At 69.5% G+C, this 16,010-nt stretch carries 12 protein-coding genes; 3 read left to right on the top strand and 9 right to left on the bottom strand.

The genetic code is table 11. The features are described from left to right. Nucleotides 1-2: 2 nt before the first annotated feature. Genes ASPU41_RS07610 through ASPU41_RS07600 form a run of 3 tightly spaced genes read right to left on the bottom strand, consistent with a single transcriptional unit; the run spans nt 3 to nt 5,050 of the window. A complete protein-coding gene (locus ASPU41_RS07610) occupies nt 3-1,163 on the bottom strand; it encodes a LolA family protein (protein WP_069950417.1) in 1,161 nt (386 codons plus the stop codon). A gap of 60 nt (nt 1,164-1,223) precedes the next feature. Then, a complete protein-coding gene (locus tag ASPU41_RS07605) occupies nt 1,224-3,971 on the bottom strand; it encodes a PEP/pyruvate-binding domain-containing protein (RefSeq protein WP_069950416.1) in 2,748 nt (915 codons plus the stop codon). A 41-nt stretch (nt 3,972-4,012) separates the two neighbouring features. Further along, nucleotides 4,013-5,050, bottom strand: coding sequence for a universal stress protein (locus ASPU41_RS07600; RefSeq protein WP_069950415.1), 1,038 nt, complete (start codon nt 5,048-5,050; stop codon nt 4,013-4,015). A gap of 479 nt (nt 5,051-5,529) precedes the next feature. Here ASPU41_RS07600 and ASPU41_RS07595 point away from each other — a divergent pair, with 479 nt between their 5' ends. Continuing rightward, the gene (locus ASPU41_RS07595; protein ID WP_069950414.1) at nt 5,530-6,153 is read left to right on the top strand and encodes an FAD-dependent monooxygenase; all 624 of its coding nucleotides are present in this window, start codon (nt 5,530-5,532) and stop codon (nt 6,151-6,153) included. 121 nt (nt 6,154-6,274) lie between these two features. Here ASPU41_RS07595 and ASPU41_RS07590 read toward each other — a convergent pair whose 3' ends face one another. After that, a complete protein-coding gene (locus ASPU41_RS07590) occupies nt 6,275-6,868 on the bottom strand; it encodes a copper resistance CopC family protein (protein WP_069950413.1) in 594 nt (197 codons plus the stop codon). Nucleotides 6,869-6,977: 109 nt separating this feature from the next. Between ASPU41_RS07590 and ASPU41_RS07585 the strand changes: the two genes are divergently transcribed. Continuing rightward, complete coding sequence (locus ASPU41_RS07585; RefSeq protein ID WP_069950412.1) at nt 6,978-8,420, top strand: NCS2 family permease; 1,443 nt, start codon at nt 6,978-6,980, stop codon at nt 8,418-8,420. 237 nt (nt 8,421-8,657) lie between these two features. Then, nucleotides 8,658-9,620 carry a formimidoylglutamase gene (hutG, locus tag ASPU41_RS07580; protein ID WP_069950411.1) on the top strand — a complete coding sequence of 321 codons (963 nt, stop codon included), beginning with the start codon at nt 8,658-8,660 and terminating at the stop codon, nt 9,618-9,620. A gap of 33 nt (nt 9,621-9,653) precedes the next feature. Here the strand turns inward: hutG and ASPU41_RS07575 are convergent, their stop codons facing one another. From ASPU41_RS07575 to ASPU41_RS07555, 5 genes are all read right to left on the bottom strand, one after another. Continuing rightward, a complete protein-coding gene (locus tag ASPU41_RS07575) occupies nt 9,654-10,958 on the bottom strand; it encodes a cation:proton antiporter (protein WP_069950410.1) in 1,305 nt (434 codons plus the stop codon). A gap of 114 nt (nt 10,959-11,072) precedes the next feature. Beyond that, nucleotides 11,073-11,318: a hypothetical protein gene (locus ASPU41_RS07570; protein ID WP_069950409.1), complete on the bottom strand. Its 246-nt coding sequence runs from the start codon at nt 11,316-11,318 to the stop codon at nt 11,073-11,075. 150 nt (nt 11,319-11,468) lie between these two features. After that, complete coding sequence (gene hutH, locus ASPU41_RS07565) at nt 11,469-13,073, bottom strand: histidine ammonia-lyase (protein WP_069950408.1); 1,605 nt, start codon at nt 13,071-13,073, stop codon at nt 11,469-11,471. 108 nt (nt 13,074-13,181) lie between these two features. Further along, nucleotides 13,182-14,879: a urocanate hydratase gene (locus ASPU41_RS07560; protein WP_069950407.1), complete on the bottom strand. Its 1,698-nt coding sequence runs from the start codon at nt 14,877-14,879 to the stop codon at nt 13,182-13,184. A gap of 153 nt (nt 14,880-15,032) precedes the next feature. Beyond that, complete coding sequence (locus tag ASPU41_RS07555; protein ID WP_069950406.1) at nt 15,033-15,872, bottom strand: IclR family transcriptional regulator; 840 nt, start codon at nt 15,870-15,872, stop codon at nt 15,033-15,035. Between the last annotated feature and the right edge of the window lie 138 nt (nt 15,873-16,010).

The raw sequence follows: 16,010 nt of genomic DNA, 5'->3' as shown, positions 1-16,010 counted from the left end.
GTTCACCGCGCCGTGGCGGCGGCCTGCAGCCGCTCCAACGGCACGGAACCGGCGAGGACACGCCCGTCGTCGAGGATCAGCACGTTCACCAGCGACGTGGACACGAGCCGTCCGCCCGGGACGGCTACTGCGGCCTGCTCCAGCAGGGCGGCGGCGCCGGACCGGGTTCCCTCCGGGTCGGAGGGGTCAGGCTGCAGCGGGTTGGCGGTCTCCGGGTCCGGCGCTCCGGTCTGAGGCGGGGTTCGGCCTGGAAGCGCCATGGTACCCGCCGGGAATTCGAGCACCGATTCCCAGCCGCTTCCGGTGACGGCGGGCCGCTTTGCGGCCTTCGCTGTGGCCGGGTCCGGCGGCGGGGTGCCGGCGATGGCCTGATGGTCCGGCACCGGGATTTCCTCCACGGTGGCTCCCGGCGGCGGGGTGAAGTTGAAGATGGAGGACTCCGGGGCCTCAAGCTTGAGGCTCGTGAAAGCGACGTTGAAGGCGGGTTCGGACTGTCCGCGGGCCTTCAGTTCGACGCCGAGCGGCAGTCCGCTTTCGCCGTCCACCGCGATGGCGATGGAATCCAGGAGCGTGACGTCCGACTTCGGGGTGAGCACGAGGTTATAGGCCGCGCGTCCGGCCACCTCGGCGTCCGGGCCGACGGTGACCTCGGTGCTGGCGTCGAGTTTGGCGAGCAGCTTGTCAACCAACTCCCCGGGGGTCGGCGTTCCGGGGCGGGCCACGTGGCGGTCGGCAGCACCGGCAGGAAGCTGGGCGTGCGCGGCCGTGTTGTCCTTGGAGTTGTAGAACCACAGGTCGTTGCCGTTCCTGACCGCATCCCGCTCCGCCATCCGGTCCAGGACCTGCACCCGGGCCTTCCCCGGCCCGTCAAGGTAGACGCGGGCGGTGTGGGGTCCGGTCAGCAGTTCCAGCCAGGCCGTCTCCGGGGACCCCGCGCCGGGCCCGGATTTCGGAAGTTCCGGCAGGCCGATCTGGGAGCTCTGTTCCAGCGTCCCGGACAGGGACTTCTCTCCGTGCTCGGCGATCATCAGCAGCACCTGCTGAGGTGTCTTCTCCGGCAGCGGGTCTCCGGCGCTCGCGGGAAGGGATCCGGACAGGGCGCCGGCCGCGATCACAGCGGGCACCGCCGCGGCGGGAATCCAACGCAGCCATTTGCGGGTCATTGTGACCGCGCTCCAACCTTGCAGTTCATGATTCAACATTACGCCCGGAAGCGGCCCGCTTCACCCCTGGACGGCGGATTGGGTTGCGCCGGGAACGGGCACAACGGTGCCGGCGGCGCCGTCGACCGTGATGCGGTGCCCGGTGATAATCAGCGAGGTGGCGTCGGGGACCCCGACCACGGCGGGAATCCCGTACTCGCGGGCGACGACGGCGCCGTGCGAGTTGGGTCCTCCCATTTCCATCACCAGTCCGCCGGCGGTGAGGAACAGCGGCGTCCAGCCCGGGTCGGTGGAGGGTGCCACCAGGATCTCACCGGGCTCCAGATGTGCACCCTGCGGCTCCAGGATGACGCGGGCCGCGGCACTGACCGTCCCGGCCGAAGCCGGGGTGCCGGTCAGCACCCCGGGGGGTCCGGCATCCGCCCCGGCGGCGGCCTGCAGTGCTTCCGGTTCCGTCCCGTCCGAGAGCAGCACCCGCGGGATGTGCCGGCGGCCCAGTTCCCGGGCGTAGTCGTCGCGGCGCTGCGCCACGACGTTGTGCAGGGGCTTCCCCGCGAGGCCCTGGCGGGTCTCGGCCAGGTCGAGGAAGAAGACGTCATCCGCTTCGGCGATGCGGCCGGCGGCGGCCAGTTCCGTCCCGATGGCCTGGAGCTGCCCGCGCACGGCGGCCAGGGCTTCGACGATGTGGTATTTCGGCAGTTCCCGCAGCCCGGCGAACATCCGGGTGCGTTTCAGGGCCGCACGCACCAGCGCCGCACGGAGCCTGCTCCGCTCCCCTGCTGCGGCGGCAAGGCGTTCCACCTGCGACTCGGCCTCGCGTGCCGCCGTGCTGAACTGCCGGTCCGGGGCCCGGCCGGGGTCCTCCAGGCGCAGGTAGTTGGCCAGGACTCCGAGGATATGGGCCGGGTCGTCGGACCAGCGGGGCATCCCCACATCGATTTCGGCCACAGCCCGGTGCCCGTAGCGGCCCAGGAAGCCTGCCAGTCCCGACTGCACGACGGCGGGTAGCTCACGGGCGCGGTAGCGGCGGACCAGCTCCGGCACTGCCGCGCCGTCGAACGCCGCTGCGGATCCGGCGTCGGCCCGGATGACGGAGGCAAGCCGCCAGAGTTCCAGATCCATTTCGGTGGTCACGTTGTTGGGAAGTCCCCGCAGGACCGGCTGCAGCGCCCCCGTGCCGGCGCCTGGTCCCAGCAGCCTGCCGGCGGCGGCCAGCAGGGCGAAGCCCAGGGCGGGCAGCGGCAGGATGTTGGGCACCACCGGGAAGAGCTCCTGCCCCAGGATCCGTTCGACGTGGTCCAGCCGCTGCGCCGGGGTGGACCCTGCCGGAACGACGAGGGCGGCCCGGAACCGTTCGCCGAACCGGTCCACCCGAAGCAGCGCGGCCTCGGGCCGGAACAGGGCGCGGAGCAGCGACTCCGGGACCCTGGCCCGCGCCGCCACGGGGCCGATGTGGCGCAGCGCCCGCCACGGGGACCTGTTGGTGACGGAAAAGCGCGGGTCCGTGAACAGCCGGCGCAATACCTCCGCGGAGCGGGCCTCCATCACATCGAACACCCGCGGCACGACCGCGCGTCCGAGGGCGCTGCGCACCACCGGAGTCAGGTCGAAAAACATGCGCTGACCGGCCTGGACATACGGCGGCGGGCCCTCGTGAGGAACCGGGACGTCGAAATGCGCCGCGAGCGCCACGGACGAAGCAATCAGCCGGAAGCCTGCCAGCCCCATCGGGGTCAGTGGGCGGGTCAGGCCCTGGGCCAGGCTGAAGCACAGGTAGACGCGTGTCCCGGCCCGGATCCCCCGCCGCTCCGGCATCGGGTAGAGGGTCGTGATGGGCCGCGTCTGCGTCAGCCACAGCTGTCCGCCGCCGTCGATGGCCCATTCGAGGTCCTGCGGCGCGCCGAAATGCGCCTCCGCACGGCGGCCAAGGAGCTCCAGCGCCGCAAGCTGTGCATCGTCCAGGCACGGCTGCGGCCCGGCACGGGCGAGGTCGATCCGTTCCGTTCCCCCGTCCGGCAGCGGCCGGATCGCCACCGCTTTGCTCCCGATCCGGCGCTGAAGAATCCGTTGCGTGGTGCTGTCAACGACGAAGTGGTCCGGGTTGACCGCCCCGGAGACCACCGCCTCACCGAGCCCGGGGCTGGCATCGATGACCGCCTCGTGCCGCCTCCCGGTGACCGGATTGGCGGTGAAAAGGACCCCGGCCACGGCTGCGTCCACCATCCGCTGGACCACCAAGGCCAGCGCCACCGTCGAGGGGCCGATCCCCTGGGTGGCTCGGTAGCTCACGGCGCGGTCCGTCCAGAGCGAAGCCCAGCACTGCCGGACGGCAGCCAGGACGGCGTCGGGGCCGATAACGTTCAGGAAGGTGTCCTGCTGCCCGGCGAAGCTGGCGAACGGCAGATCCTCGGCGGTCGCGGACGAGCGCACCGCCACCGGGACGTCCGTTCCCAGCGCCGTGTAGGCGTCGCGGACGGCGTCGGCAATGTCCGCGGGAATGTCCGCGGCCAGGACCGCGCGGCGGGCAGCGGCAGCCAGTCCGGCGAGCCCCGGAAGGTCATCCGGGGCGGCCGAGGCCAGGTCCGCATGGACTGCGTCGAGCCCGGCGGGCGCGGTGGCACGCCGGTATGCCTGCGTGGTCAGGCAAAAACCGGCCGGAACCGGCAACCGGGCCCGTATCAGTTCACCAAGGTTCGCAGCCTTGCCCCCGACGTCGGGAAGCAGCTCCGCGCCGACCAGCTCCAGTGCGAGCACCAGCCCCGGCCGCGGTTCCTGTTGCGGCGCACCGGGGCTGGGGAGTTGCTCCACCCGCCGGTCCTCCCTTCAACCCGCACTGCGGTCTGTCCGGGCTACGAGTCCCCGAGGATGGGTCCGAATTTCACCCGGTCCGCCAGCCGGGGATCGTCCCGGTCCGGGACCACCATGACGGGGCCCTTGGCGTGATGCAGGATGCCGTCGGAGGTGGAACCGAGCAGCATCCCGGCGAAACCGCCGCGGCCGCGGGTGCCAACGACCACCAGTTCCACGTGCCGGCTGGCCTCAACGAGGATGTCCACGGGCGAGCCATCCACCAGCTGGGTCTCCACCGCGAGGCGGGGAAAGTGGCTCTTGATCCAGGCGACGCCGGCATCGAGCTGGATCCTGATGTCGGCGAAGAGCGCTTCCCGGTCCATCGGCGCCGGGACCCAGGCCAGCGACCCGTTGTACTGCGGGACGGCGCACACCACGCGCAGCGGCGCCGAGAGCCGCTCGGCCTGCGCTGCCGCCTCCAGTACCGCCACGCGGGCCTGTTCGGAGCCGTCGACCCCCACCAGCACGGCGTTTTCGACCGGGACGTGCCCGGACTTCGCCTGCTCCGCGAGGACATGCTTGTCGTCGGTGGTTTCGCCGAGGCGGTCGGCGCAGATCAGGGGCACGGTGACCGTGGGGCATTTGGCGTGTGCGGGCAGGGCGCTGCTGACGGAGCCGAGCAGCCGGCCGACGAAGCCGCCCCGTCCCCGGGTGCCGAAGACCAGCAGCTCCGCGGTTTCGGACATTTCCAGCAGGACGCCGGAGGCGTCGCCGTTCTCGACGGAGGCTTCGACGTCGATGCCGTACCCCGCGACCTTGTTCACGGCCTGCTTCAGGATGGCTTCTGCGCCTTCGCGGATCACGGAGTCGTCGACGGTTGCGTAACCGCCGTCGAGCCCCGATGCGGCGAAGATCGGAACGGAATAGGCAGTCACGATGTGCAACGGACGGCGGCGGCGCTGGGCCTCGCGGGCGGCCCATACCAGTGCGCACTTGCTGTGGTCTGAACCGTCGACGCCGACCACGATCCCCCGGGGAGCTGCCGACCCGCCGTCGCCGTCCCGTGCCGGATCCGGATGCACCTGTTCTCGGCCCATGGGGTCCGCCTCCTTGCGATTCTTGCCTGATGTTGCGGCTATTCTTCCAGACGTGTCACCGTGCAGCGTCCACCGGCAAGGCGCCCGAACAATCTGCGGCCAGAACCCCTGGTTTTCCTCACTATTCTCGGTTTGCCGGGAACAAGCAAGCAGGCCGGAACAGGGCCCAACCGGACGAGCGGCGCCCAAGTTTTACCCAGTGTTTACACGGTTTCCGGTGACGCCCTGATCAGGCCGGTTCGAGTCCTCTGCGCCGCCCGAAAAGCCCGGGAATACCCGGACAGGGCAAAGTTTCAGCTGCTCTACCCAAGGCAGGAAATGTTAGGTAGTCTTCGAGGCGTTGCTGAACCGAGACTCGTGTTTCAGAACGCGGCTCCCGCTGGTACGGCGTGGGGAGCCTGCGTTCGGGGCGGGCCGCGCGTCCGGGGCATCGGCCCCGCAACTGGCACCATTCGAGGAGGGACCCTGCAGTGTCGAGCATGCCAATGTCCGGTGGAATCGAACGGACCGACGCCGTCGTGATCGGCACCGGTCTGTCCGGGCTGGCGGTTGCCAGCGAGCTGCAGCGGCGCGGCGTGGACTCCATCATTGTGGACGGGCTCGATCTGCTGGGCGCCGGCCATCCGGCCAACACGTCCTCCCTGCAACGCTGCGACGCCGCCGACGCCGCCAGCCTGCGGGAGCGCAACGAGATCCTCCGGCACCTGCGAAACTACGCCGCCAGCCACAAGCTGGACGTCCGGCATGACATCCGGGCCCTGCAGCTGGACCACGTGGAGGCCGGGGTCGGTGGGGCCACCCAGCAGTGGGCGGTCCGCACACCCGGCGGCGTGCTCCTGGCGGACCATCTGGTCCTGACCCGCTGCGCCCATAGCCAGTTGCGGCGGATGCTTTCCGAGCTGGGCATGGCAGCGGGCCAGAACCTGATGGCGGCCATGCACGCCCTCGGGATGTACCTTGTGGGCGTGGGCGGTCTCATCACGCCGACGCCCAAAGAAGTGCTGCGCCAGGCCAAGGTGGTGGGCCAGGCGATCTCCGCCAAGGTCTACCCCGACGGCTTCCCCGTGCTGCCCGCGGGCTATGCCCTCGCCGCGCCGGCCTAAGCGGCGCACCCGCCACGGAGTCACGCCGCGGAGTCACGCGCTTGCCGGCCGCAACGCGGGGTCAGATACGGCCCATCAAAAGGCGTCGGATGGGCCGTATCTGACCCCGCGTTGTTTCGGTTTAGCTTTCGGTGTTGTTGCCGGAGCCGGGCTTGAGCCGGCTTCTGGCCATCAGGCCCAGGACGACCAGGATGCCGACCGCCGTTCCGAGGAAGATCACAATGCTCCACTGGAACGGCTCCGATGAGCTGGCCGGCTGCTGCGGAGCCGGTGTCATGCCCGGCTGGGCGGTTCCCATCGTGGGGACGGCCGCGGCCGCCGTCGAGCCCGGAGCTCCGACGGTGGCGGTGAATGTGAAGCTGCCCTCGATGGGGTGGCCGTCTGAGCTGGCCACGCGCCATGCGACGGTGTAGAGCCCTGCCGGGGCGCCGGGCCTGAGCTTCTGCGCGGCGACGTTGTCCACGATCTCCACAGCGCCGTCGGCCCAGTTGGTGCCGGCGTCATCCTTGACGAGAATCTGTGAACCGAGCGCCAGCGGGCTCTTGTTGAAGGTGACCGAAACGATTTCGGGCGGCGCGGCCACCGTCGCCCCGGAGGTCGGGCTGGTGGACTCGGCGGCGTCGTGGGCCGAGGCCGGAGCAAGCGCACCCAGCAGGGCGGCGGCGAGGACCGCGGCGCCCAGCAGGGCGCTCAGAAACTGGCGGATGGGGCGCATGGGAAAAGCTGCTCCTTGTGTTGGCTTCCTTACAGAGTAAGGGAAATCGGCCGGACGCTGCTGGCGCGCCTAATAGGATTCAAGGAACACCCACTTCCCCGGAGGAATAATGCTTAAGCAGGGCTCTGCACTCGACCGGTACTTCAAGATATCCGAGCGGGGGTCGAACGTCTCCCGCGAGATCCGCGGCGGCTTCGCCACGTTCTTCGCCATGAGCTACATCGTGGTGCTGAACCCGCTGATCCTCTCGGGTCCCGATTCCTCCGGCGCGACCCTCGGCTTCGCCGCCGTCGCCGCCGTCACCGCCTTCGCGGCCGGCATCCTGACGATCCTGATGGGGGCGTGGGCCAAGCACCCCTTCGCGCTGGCAACGGGCCTCGGCGTCAACGCCTTCGTCGCCGTTACGGTGGCCACCAACCCCGGCCTGACCTGGCCGGACATGATGGGGCTCGTTGTGCTCTCGGGCGTCACCATGCTGATCCTGGTCCTCACCGGCTTCCGCACCGCGGTGTTCAAAGCGGTCCCGGAAGGGCTGAAAACCGCGATCGTGGTGGGTATCGGCCTGTTCATCGCCCTGATCGGCCTGGTCAACGCGGGCTTCGTGCGCCGCATCCCGGATGTCGCCGGCACCACCGTCCCGGTCGGGCTGGGCTTCGACGGCAAGCTCGTGGGCTGGCCCACCCTGGTCTTTGTCCTTGGCCTGATCCTGACCATCGCCCTGGTGGTCCGCAAGGTCAAGGGCGCGATCCTGATCGGCATCATCGCCGCGACCATCCTGTCCGTGATCCTGGAATTCACCCTGAAGATCGGCCCCAGCTTCGACGGCAAGACCTACAACCCGCAGGGCTGGTCCCTTGTGGCCCCGCAGTTCTCCGAATGGGCGGCCCCGGACCTCTCCCTGATCGGCAAGGCCAACCCGTTCGGCGCCTTCGAGCACCTCGGGTTTGTCGCCGCGACCCTGCTGGCGTTTGTGATCCTGCTGAGCATCTTCTTCGATGCCATGGGCACCATGGTGGGCCTGGCCACCGAGGCCGGCAGCATCGACAAGGACGGCAACATCCCCAACGTTGACCGCGTGCTGCAGGTGGATGCGCTCGGCGCAATCGTGGGCGGCGGCGCGTCCGTCTCCTCCAACCAGATCTTCGTCGAGTCCGGCGCCGGCATCGGCGAAGGCGCGCGGACCGGCCTCGCCTCGATCGTCACGGGCCTGCTGTTCCTGGTGGCCATGTTCTTCACCCCGCTGATCAACCTCGTGCCGTTCGAGGCCGTGGCCCCGGCGCTCGTCGTCGTCGGTTTCATGATGGTTTCGCAGGTCGGCAAGATCGACTGGCAGGACCTGGGCATTGCGATCCCGGCGTTCCTGACCTTCACCCTGATGCCGTTCACCTACTCGATCGCCAACGGCCTGGGTGCCGGCTTCATCAGCTTCGTGCTGATCCGCACCTTCCAGGGCCGCGCGCGTGAGGTGCACCCGCTGATGTGGGCCGTGGCCGCGGCCTTCCTGCTGTTCTTCGCGATCGGCCCGATCGAGGCCGCGCTGGGGATGCACTAAGCCTCAACCATCCCGCCGCACGCCCCAACCATCCCGCCGCACGCCCCACCCCTCCCCGCCGTCGCGCCGTCAACTCCCGCCGAGGTGACACTTCGCACCCATGTTCCTCCACGACATGGGCGCGAAATGTCACCTCGGCGTTGTGGTGGGGGTGTTTCAGGTGCGGATTCCGGAATTCCGGACAGCACAACGGCGGCGCTGCTGGTTTTCCGGCCCGCGCTGCGGTGAGCTAGGGTCATGGTTTCTTCCGTGCCCCCCGTTGATGTCCCGCCGCAGCCCTGGACCGGGCGGTTCGACGGCGAGGGTCCCGAGCACCGCCGCTGGTGGCAGGCCGTCACGCCGTACACCCCGCGCCGTGCCCGGGCCGGCGCGTCAGCCTCCGCCCGGCCTGCCGTCATCCTCGGGTTCGGCAGCGATGCCGGGGTGCGCCGCAACAAGGGCCGCGCCGGTGCTGCCGCGGCGCCCGCAGCGATCCGTGCCGCCCTCGGTCCGCTCGCGTTCCACCTCGGGCGGGAAGTCCACGACGCCGGCGACGTCACCGTTTCCGGGGATGCGCTGGAGGCAGGGCAGGCCCGTGCCGGGCTGGCCATCACCGGTCTGCTCGACGCCGGGCTGCTTCCCGTGGTGCTGGGCGGCGGCCACGAGACCGCCTTCGCAAGCTACCTGGGCGTGGCCGGCTCGGCGGAGGTCCGCGAGGGCCTGCAGGTGGGCGTGCTGAACCTGGATGCCCACTTCGACCTCCGCGACGAGGCCATGCCCAGTTCCGGTACCCCGTTCCTGCAGATGGCGCGCGCGGAAGCCGCCGCTGGCCGCGAACTGAAGTACGCCGTCGTCGGGATCTCCGAGCCGAACAACACCCGGGCGCTGTTCCGCACGGCCGAGGACCTCGGCGTCGACTACCTCCTGGACGAGGACTGCTCGGCCGAGGCGGCGCGCGTGTTCGTGGCAGCATTCCTGGCGCAGGTGGACGCCGTGTATCTGACCATCGACCTGGATGTGCTGCCGGCCGCGGTGGCGCCGGGCGTGAGCGCACCGGCAGCGTACGGCGTGCCGCTGCCGGTGATCAGCGCAGTATGCCGCCAGGTGGCCGCGAGCGGAAAGCTCCTGCATCTCGACGTCGCCGAGCTGAACCCGGAATTGGACGTGGACCACCGCACGGCAAAGGTGGCCGCGCGGCTCATCACCACGCTGCTGGGGTAACCGGGCGCCCGGCGGGCGGGGCCTGCGGCCGGCTCAGATGGGTGTTTTCGGTGCCTTGTCCTCATCGCCGTGCTGTTGCACGGCCCGCCGTTCGCGGAGCCGGTCCAGCCGGTTCATGATCGGTGCCGTGGTTGCCCCGTGCAGCACGATCGACATCGCCACCACCAGGCCGATGAAGGCCCACAGCTGCCCGGCCTGGGCGTTGAAGTCGCCCTTGCCCAGCGCGTAGGCGAGGTAGTAGAGCGATCCGATGCCGCGGATGCCAAAGAAAGCGATGGCGATCCGTTCCCGCGGTCCGGTCTTGCCCCGCGCCAGGGCGACCCAGCCGGCCAGCGGACGTACCAGCAGCAGGAACGCCAGCGCCACCAGGATCTCGACCCAGCCAATGCCGGCCAGCAGGCCCCGCGCGATCGCACCGCCCAGGAGCACCAGGATGACCACCGTCATGAGCCGTTCAAGCTGCTCGACGTAGGAGTGCATCACGCGGTGGAACCCGTGCGTCCGTTCCGCGGCCCGAATGGTCACCGCACACACAAAGACGGCGATGAACCCGTAGCCTTCCAGCATTTCCGTCACCCCGTAGGCGAGGAAGGTCGCCGCCAGCGCCACGAAGCCCTCCGAGTGGTTGGACAGCCGGATGCTGTCACGGGCGGAGAAGAACAGCAGGCTCAACGCCTTCCCGGTCAGCCAGCCCAGGAGCACCCCGATGCAGATCCGCCAGAGGACATCGGTGGCGAACCAGGGAACAAACCACTGGGACGGCGAGGAGCCGAACAGGCTGATGGCGATGGCCAGGTAGACAAACGGAAAAGCCAGCCCGTCATTCAGGCCTGCTTCGGAGGTGAGGCCGAAGCGGATCTCGTCTTCGCCGCGCTCGTTTTCGTCCTCGTCGTCGGCGGGCTCCCCCACCTGGACCTCGGAGGCCAGCACCGGGTCGGTCGGGGCGAGCGCTGCCGCGACCAGCAGCGCGGCTCCGAGTCCCAGCCCCAGCACCCAGAGCCCCAGCAGCGTGAGGGCAACGATGCAGACCGGCATGGCCACGCCCAGCATCCGCCAGGTGGTGGACCATTCGCGTCGTCCCACGGGCCGGTCGAGCGCCAGGCCGGCGCCCATCAAGGAGATGATGACACAGATTTCGGTCAGGTGGGTGGTGAACTCCCCGTACTGCAGGGGGTCCGGGTCCGGCAGCTGCGGGATCAGGGTGAAGGCCAGCATTCCGGCGCCCAGGAAGACCATCGGCATGGACAGCGGCGCTTTGCGCAGCAGCTTGGGAAGAATTGCGGCGGCGAAGACGGCCATGCCTGCCGCCGCAAAAACAATGCTGGGTGCCTCAAACAACTGCGTATCCTCCTGCCGGAACCCGGATGCCCGGGGATGAGTCGGGGCCCCGTCCCTGCGGAACGGCGCCCCTCTCCCAAAGATACGCGTGCGCGGCGCGAACGCCGGGTGCGGCTAGCTGCGCCGCACCTCCACTCCGTCGGATTTCAGGAACAGCCCGGCCTCAGACGGGACCGCCGCTTCCGTCTGGACCAGCCAGAGAACATTGCCACTCAGTGAGACTTCTTCGACCTCACCGGCCGCCAAAACCTGTGCGTGCTTGAGAATTTCGACCCGATCGCCGGCCTTCAGGCTCCGCCAGTCAGAGACCGTGGATGCCGATGCCAGGCGCCCGGACATTACCGTCCCGCGTGCTTTCATGAACTTTTACCCCTTTGTATGAGTTCGTTGTCACAACTTCGTTGGTGTGACTTTCCATTTGTACTACAGTTCCAGGGCCCCCGCCGGGTGTGTTGCCGACTATTTCGGGGGCACTGGATTTTGTTCAGCCAAACTGAATTTTGTTTTCCCTCAGGCGAGATTTCCGACGGCGGATTCGGCCGCGGCGCGGATCCTGCCCGAAGCAACAAGGAGGTCAGCCGCTTCCAGTTCCGGCGAGAGGAACCGGTCGGCACCTGGACCGTCAACGACCTCGCGGAGGGCGGCGACCACGGCGGCGCCCGCGGGCCCCGGGGTGAGCTCGCCGCCGGAGAGCTGCGTGCGCATGTCCAGCGCCCGGGCCGACGTCACGAGCTCGATCGCCAGGACGCGGCGCAGGTTCTCGACCGCGCGGCGGAGTTTTCGTGCCGCGTGCCAGCCCATCGATACGTGGTCCTCCTGCATCGCGGAGCTCGGGATCGAGTCCACCGACGCCGGGACAGCCAGCCTCTTGTTGTCCGAGACCAGCCCGGCCTGGGTGTACTGGGCAATCATCAGGCCCGAGTCGACGCCGGGATCCGCGGCCAGGAAAGCCGGAAGCCCGTGCGAGCGGGCCGGGTCGAGCATGCGGTCGGTCCGGCGTTCGGCGATTGAACTCAGGTCCGCGACGGCGATGGCCAGGAAGTCCAGCACGTACGCCACCGGGGCGCCGTGGAAGTTTCCGTTGGAGCTGACCCGGCCATCCGGCAGGACCACGGGGTTGTCAATCGCTGCGGCCAGCTCACGGGAGGCGACCATCGCGGCGTGGTCCACGGTGTCGCGGACCGCACCGGCCACCTGCGGGGCGCAGCGCAGCGAGTAGGCGTCCTGGACTTTGGTGTCGTTGATCCGGTGCGAGGCCACGATCGGGGAATTGGACAGCACCCGGAGCATGTTGTCCGCGGAGGCGGCCTGGCCCGGGTGCGGACGGAGTGCTGCGTGCAGTTCGGGCAGGAACACCTGGTCGGTGCCAAGCAGCGCCTCGACGCTCAATGCGGCGGTGATGTCCGCCGTCGTGAGCAGCTGGCGGATGTCCGCGATGGCCATCAGCAGCATGCCGAGCATGCCTTCGGTGCCGTTGACCAGCGCCAGGCCCTCCTTCTCGGCCAGGGTGACGGGCTCGATCCCGTGCTCGGCAAGGAGCTCGGCGACCGGGCGGGCGCCCTTGGTGCCGCTTTTTGCTCCGTAGAGCTCGCCGTCCGGGCCGGCCGCTTCACCTTCGCCCATCAGGACGAGGGCGCAGTGGGACAGCGGTGCGAGGTCACCCGAGCAGCCAAGCGAGCCGAACTCCCGGACCACCGGGGTGATGCCGGCGTTCAGCACCGCCACCATGGTCTGCAGCACCACAGGCCGGACGCCGGTCCGGCCGGAGGCGAGGGTCTTGGCGCGCAGGAACATGATGCCGCGGACCACCTCGCGCTCCACAGCGGGGCCCATGCCGGCGGCGTGGCTGCGGATCAGCGACTTCTGCAGCTGGGTGCGCAGTTCGTTGGGGATGTGCCGGTTGGCCAGCGCCCCGAAGCCGGTGGAGATGCCGTAGGCGGGGACCTCGCTGTGGGCCAGCTCGTCGATGTGGGCCCGGACCTTGGCGACGGCGTCGAGGGCGTCCGGGGAGATGGCCACCCGGGCGTCATGGCGGGCGACGGCGACGACGTCCTCGGGGGTGACCCCGCTGGAACCAAGGGTGACGGTGAGCGGTTCGTGGGTTGTGACAGTCATGGGGTGTTCCTATTTCCAGGGGGCTCGTGCGGATCGGTTGCTCCGCAGGTGCCCTTTGGGGGGCTCAAAACGGCAGTTACGGAGCAATCGATGGGGGGTGGGGCGTGCCTAACGGGTTTCTGACATCGGGATGCGGACCCCGCGTTCTTTGGCGACTTCGACGGCGCGGTCGTAGCCGGCGTCGACGTGGCGGATGACGCCCATGCCTGGGTCGTTGGTGAGCAGCCGTTCGAGTTTCTGCGCGGCAAGGTCGGTGCCGTCGGCGACCGAGACCTGGCCGGCGTGGATGGAGCGGCCGATGCCGACGCCGCCGCCGTGGTGGATGGAGACCCAGGTGGCGCCGGAGGCGGTGTTGAGCAGGGCGTTCAGCAGCGGCCAGTCGGCCACGGCGTCGGAGCCGTCGGCCATGGACTCGGTTTCGCGGTAGGGGGACGCGACGGAGCCGGAGTCCAGGTGGTCGCGGCCGATCACGATGGGCGCCTTGACCTTGCCCTCCCTGACCAGCTGGTTGAACAGCAGCCCGGCCTTGGCCCGGTCGCCGTAGCCCAGCCAGCAGATACGGGCCGGCAGGCCTTCGAACTCGACGCGCTCGGCGGCGGCGTCGAGCCAGCGGTGCAGGTGCTTGTTCTCCGGGAAGAGTTCCTTGATGGCCTTGTCCGTGACCGCGATGTCCTCCGGATCACCGGAGAGCGCCACCCAGCGGAACGGGCCGAGGCCCTCGCAGAACAGCGGCCGGATGTAGGCCGGGACGAAGCCGGGGAATTCAAAGGCGCGGTTGTAACCGCCTTTGCGGGCCTCGTCGCGGATGGAGTTGCCGTAGTCGAACACCTCGGCACCGGCATCCTGGAACTCGACCATGGCCTGGACGTGCTTGGCCATGGAGGCCTGGGCCTTCTTCGTGAAGCCCTCCGGATCGGCGGCGGCCTCGCGGTGCCATTCCGCCACGGTGATGCCTTCGGGGAGGTAGCTCAGCGGATCGTGGGCGGAGGTCTGGTCCGTGACGATGTCAACGGTGAGCTCGCCGGCGTTGTGGCGGCGCAGGATCTCGGGGAACACGGTGGCGGCGTTGCCGACGTAGCCCACGGACCAGCCGCGGCGCTCTTCCTTGGCCGCCAGGACCTTGGCGATCGCGGCGTCGAGGTCGGTCTCGACCTCGTCGAGGTAGCGCTTGCCGAGGCGGCGGCGGAGGTGGCTTTCGTCGACGTCGACGATCAGGCAGGCGCCGTCGTTGAGGGTGACGGCGAGCGGCTGCGCGCCGCCCATGCCGCCGCAGCCGCCGGTGAGGGTCAGGGTGCCGGCGAGGGTGCCGTTGTCGTCCCCGGTGAGCTTGCGGGCGATCGCGGCGAAGGTTTCGAAGGTGCCCTGCAGGATTCCCTGGGTGCCGATGTAGATCCAGGACCCGGCCGTCATCTGCCCGTACATCATCAGGCCCTCGGCCTCGAGCCGGCGGAACTCGGGCCAGTTGGCCCAGTCGCCGACGAGGTTGGAGTTCGCCAGCAGCACCCGCGGCGCCCATTCGTTGGTGCGGAAAACGCCGACCGGCTTGCCGGACTGGACCAGGAGGGTTTCGTCCTTTTCCATGGTTTCCAGGGTGCGGGTGATCGCGTCGAACGCCGCCCAGCTCCGGACGGCGCGGCCGGTGCCGCCGTAGACGACGAGGTCATCGGGGCGTTCGGCGACCTCGGGGTCCAGGTTGTTCATCAGCATGCGCAGCGGGGCTTCGGTCTGCCAGCTCCTGGCGGTGAGCTCGGTGCCGCGGGCTGCTTTGACCGGACGGGCACCGGTGGTGAAATCGGCGGGTGCCATGAGGGCTCCTTCGTGTTCCTGGTGGGTCGGGGAAATGCTGTTCTGTATCAACTAAAGCCTGTCCGCGGCTGCGGAAATAGGGCCTGCGGGAGGGTACTGTCCGGGATTCCGGACCCTGGCTTCGCCTCCCCGCCCCGGCATTGACGGCCCGGATCAGGTGGCGGGGCGGCCGTGGATCCGCGTGGAGAGTTCGTCCGCGACCTTTTGCACCCGGGCAGCCAGTGCGGGCCACTCCCCGGCCGGCAGTTTGTCCTCCAGGAAGGTCACGGCGACGGCGGCGGTCGGCCAGCCCACGTGGTCCGTGACGGCGGCGGCGATCGAGCCGAAGCCCGGCGTCACCTCCCCGTGTTCCGTCGCGTAGCCGCGCTGCCGGACCTGATCCAGATGCGAGGACAGCGCGGAGTACTTCATGATGGGCGACTCGGTCTCGTGCCGGGCGGTGAAGGCGGCCGCGTTCGGGTAGAGCGCGCGGACCTGCGACTTCGGCAGCGCCGCCAGGATTGCCCGGCCGCTCGCGGTGAGGTGGCTGGGCAGCCGGACGCCGACGTCGGTCACCAGCGACGGGCGGTTCTTGGCCCGTTCCTCCACGATGTAGAGCACATCGCGGCCGTGCAGCACGGCGAGGTGCGCGCTTTCGCCGATCACATCCACCAGCGAGGCGAGCATCGGCCGGCCCAGGCGGGAGAGCGGTTCCTGCCGCGAATACGCCGAACTGAGCTCGAACGCACTGATCCCCAGCCCGTAGCGCTGCTCCTCATGCAGATGCAGCACAAAGCCGTTGGCCTCCATCACGCCCAGCAGGTGGTAAACGCTGGAGCGCGGGAGCCCGAGTGCGGTGGCAATGTTCGACGCCGCCATCGGCCCCCGCTTCGAGGCCAGCAGCTTGAGGATGCGCAGGGTGTTCTCCGCCGCCGGAACCTTGGAGGTCGCCTTCGCCGGGGCGGCTCTGGACGTCGCCTCGCTGGCGGTCGGGGTAGTGCTGGTGGCTGGCATGGATCCTCTTCATCGCGCGGTGTCCGGTATCCCGTACTTAAGCATGCGCCCGGGCCGGCGTCCAGAACCGACCGGCCCGCCCTCCCTTGTCTGGCATACCGGACATGTTCGCCGTTGCCGGCCGCAGGATCCGGGGCT

It is taken from the genome of Arthrobacter sp. U41 (assembly GCF_001750145.1).
GTDB lineage: Bacteria > Actinomycetota > Actinomycetes > Actinomycetales > Micrococcaceae > Arthrobacter.
The sequence above is the reverse complement of the archived record's forward strand: the minus strand, read 5'-3'. Positions and strand labels throughout refer to the sequence as shown.

Coding starts and splice junctions, on each gene's coding strand:
- ASPU41_RS07610 (WP_069950417.1), bottom strand. CDS start 1,163: ATGACCCGCAAATGGCTGCGTTGGATTCCCGCCGCGGCGGTGCCCGCT.
- ASPU41_RS07600 (WP_069950415.1), bottom strand. CDS start 5,050: ATGGGCCGAGAACAGGTGCATCCGGATCCGGCACGGGACGGCGACGGC.
- ASPU41_RS07595 (WP_069950414.1), top strand. CDS start 5,530: ATGCCAATGTCCGGTGGAATCGAACGGACCGACGCCGTCGTGATCGGC.
- ASPU41_RS07590 (WP_069950413.1), bottom strand. CDS start 6,868: ATGCGCCCCATCCGCCAGTTTCTGAGCGCCCTGCTGGGCGCCGCGGTC.
- ASPU41_RS07585 (WP_069950412.1), top strand. CDS start 6,978: ATGCTTAAGCAGGGCTCTGCACTCGACCGGTACTTCAAGATATCCGAG.
- hutG (WP_069950411.1), top strand. CDS start 8,658: ATGGTTTCTTCCGTGCCCCCCGTTGATGTCCCGCCGCAGCCCTGGACC.
- ASPU41_RS07570 (WP_069950409.1), bottom strand. CDS start 11,318: ATGAAAGCACGCGGGACGGTAATGTCCGGGCGCCTGGCATCGGCATCC.
- hutH (WP_069950408.1), bottom strand. CDS start 13,073: ATGACTGTCACAACCCACGAACCGCTCACCGTCACCCTTGGTTCCAGC.
- ASPU41_RS07560 (WP_069950407.1), bottom strand. CDS start 14,879: ATGGCACCCGCCGATTTCACCACCGGTGCCCGTCCGGTCAAAGCAGCC.
- ASPU41_RS07555 (WP_069950406.1), bottom strand. CDS start 15,872: ATGCCAGCCACCAGCACTACCCCGACCGCCAGCGAGGCGACGTCCAGA.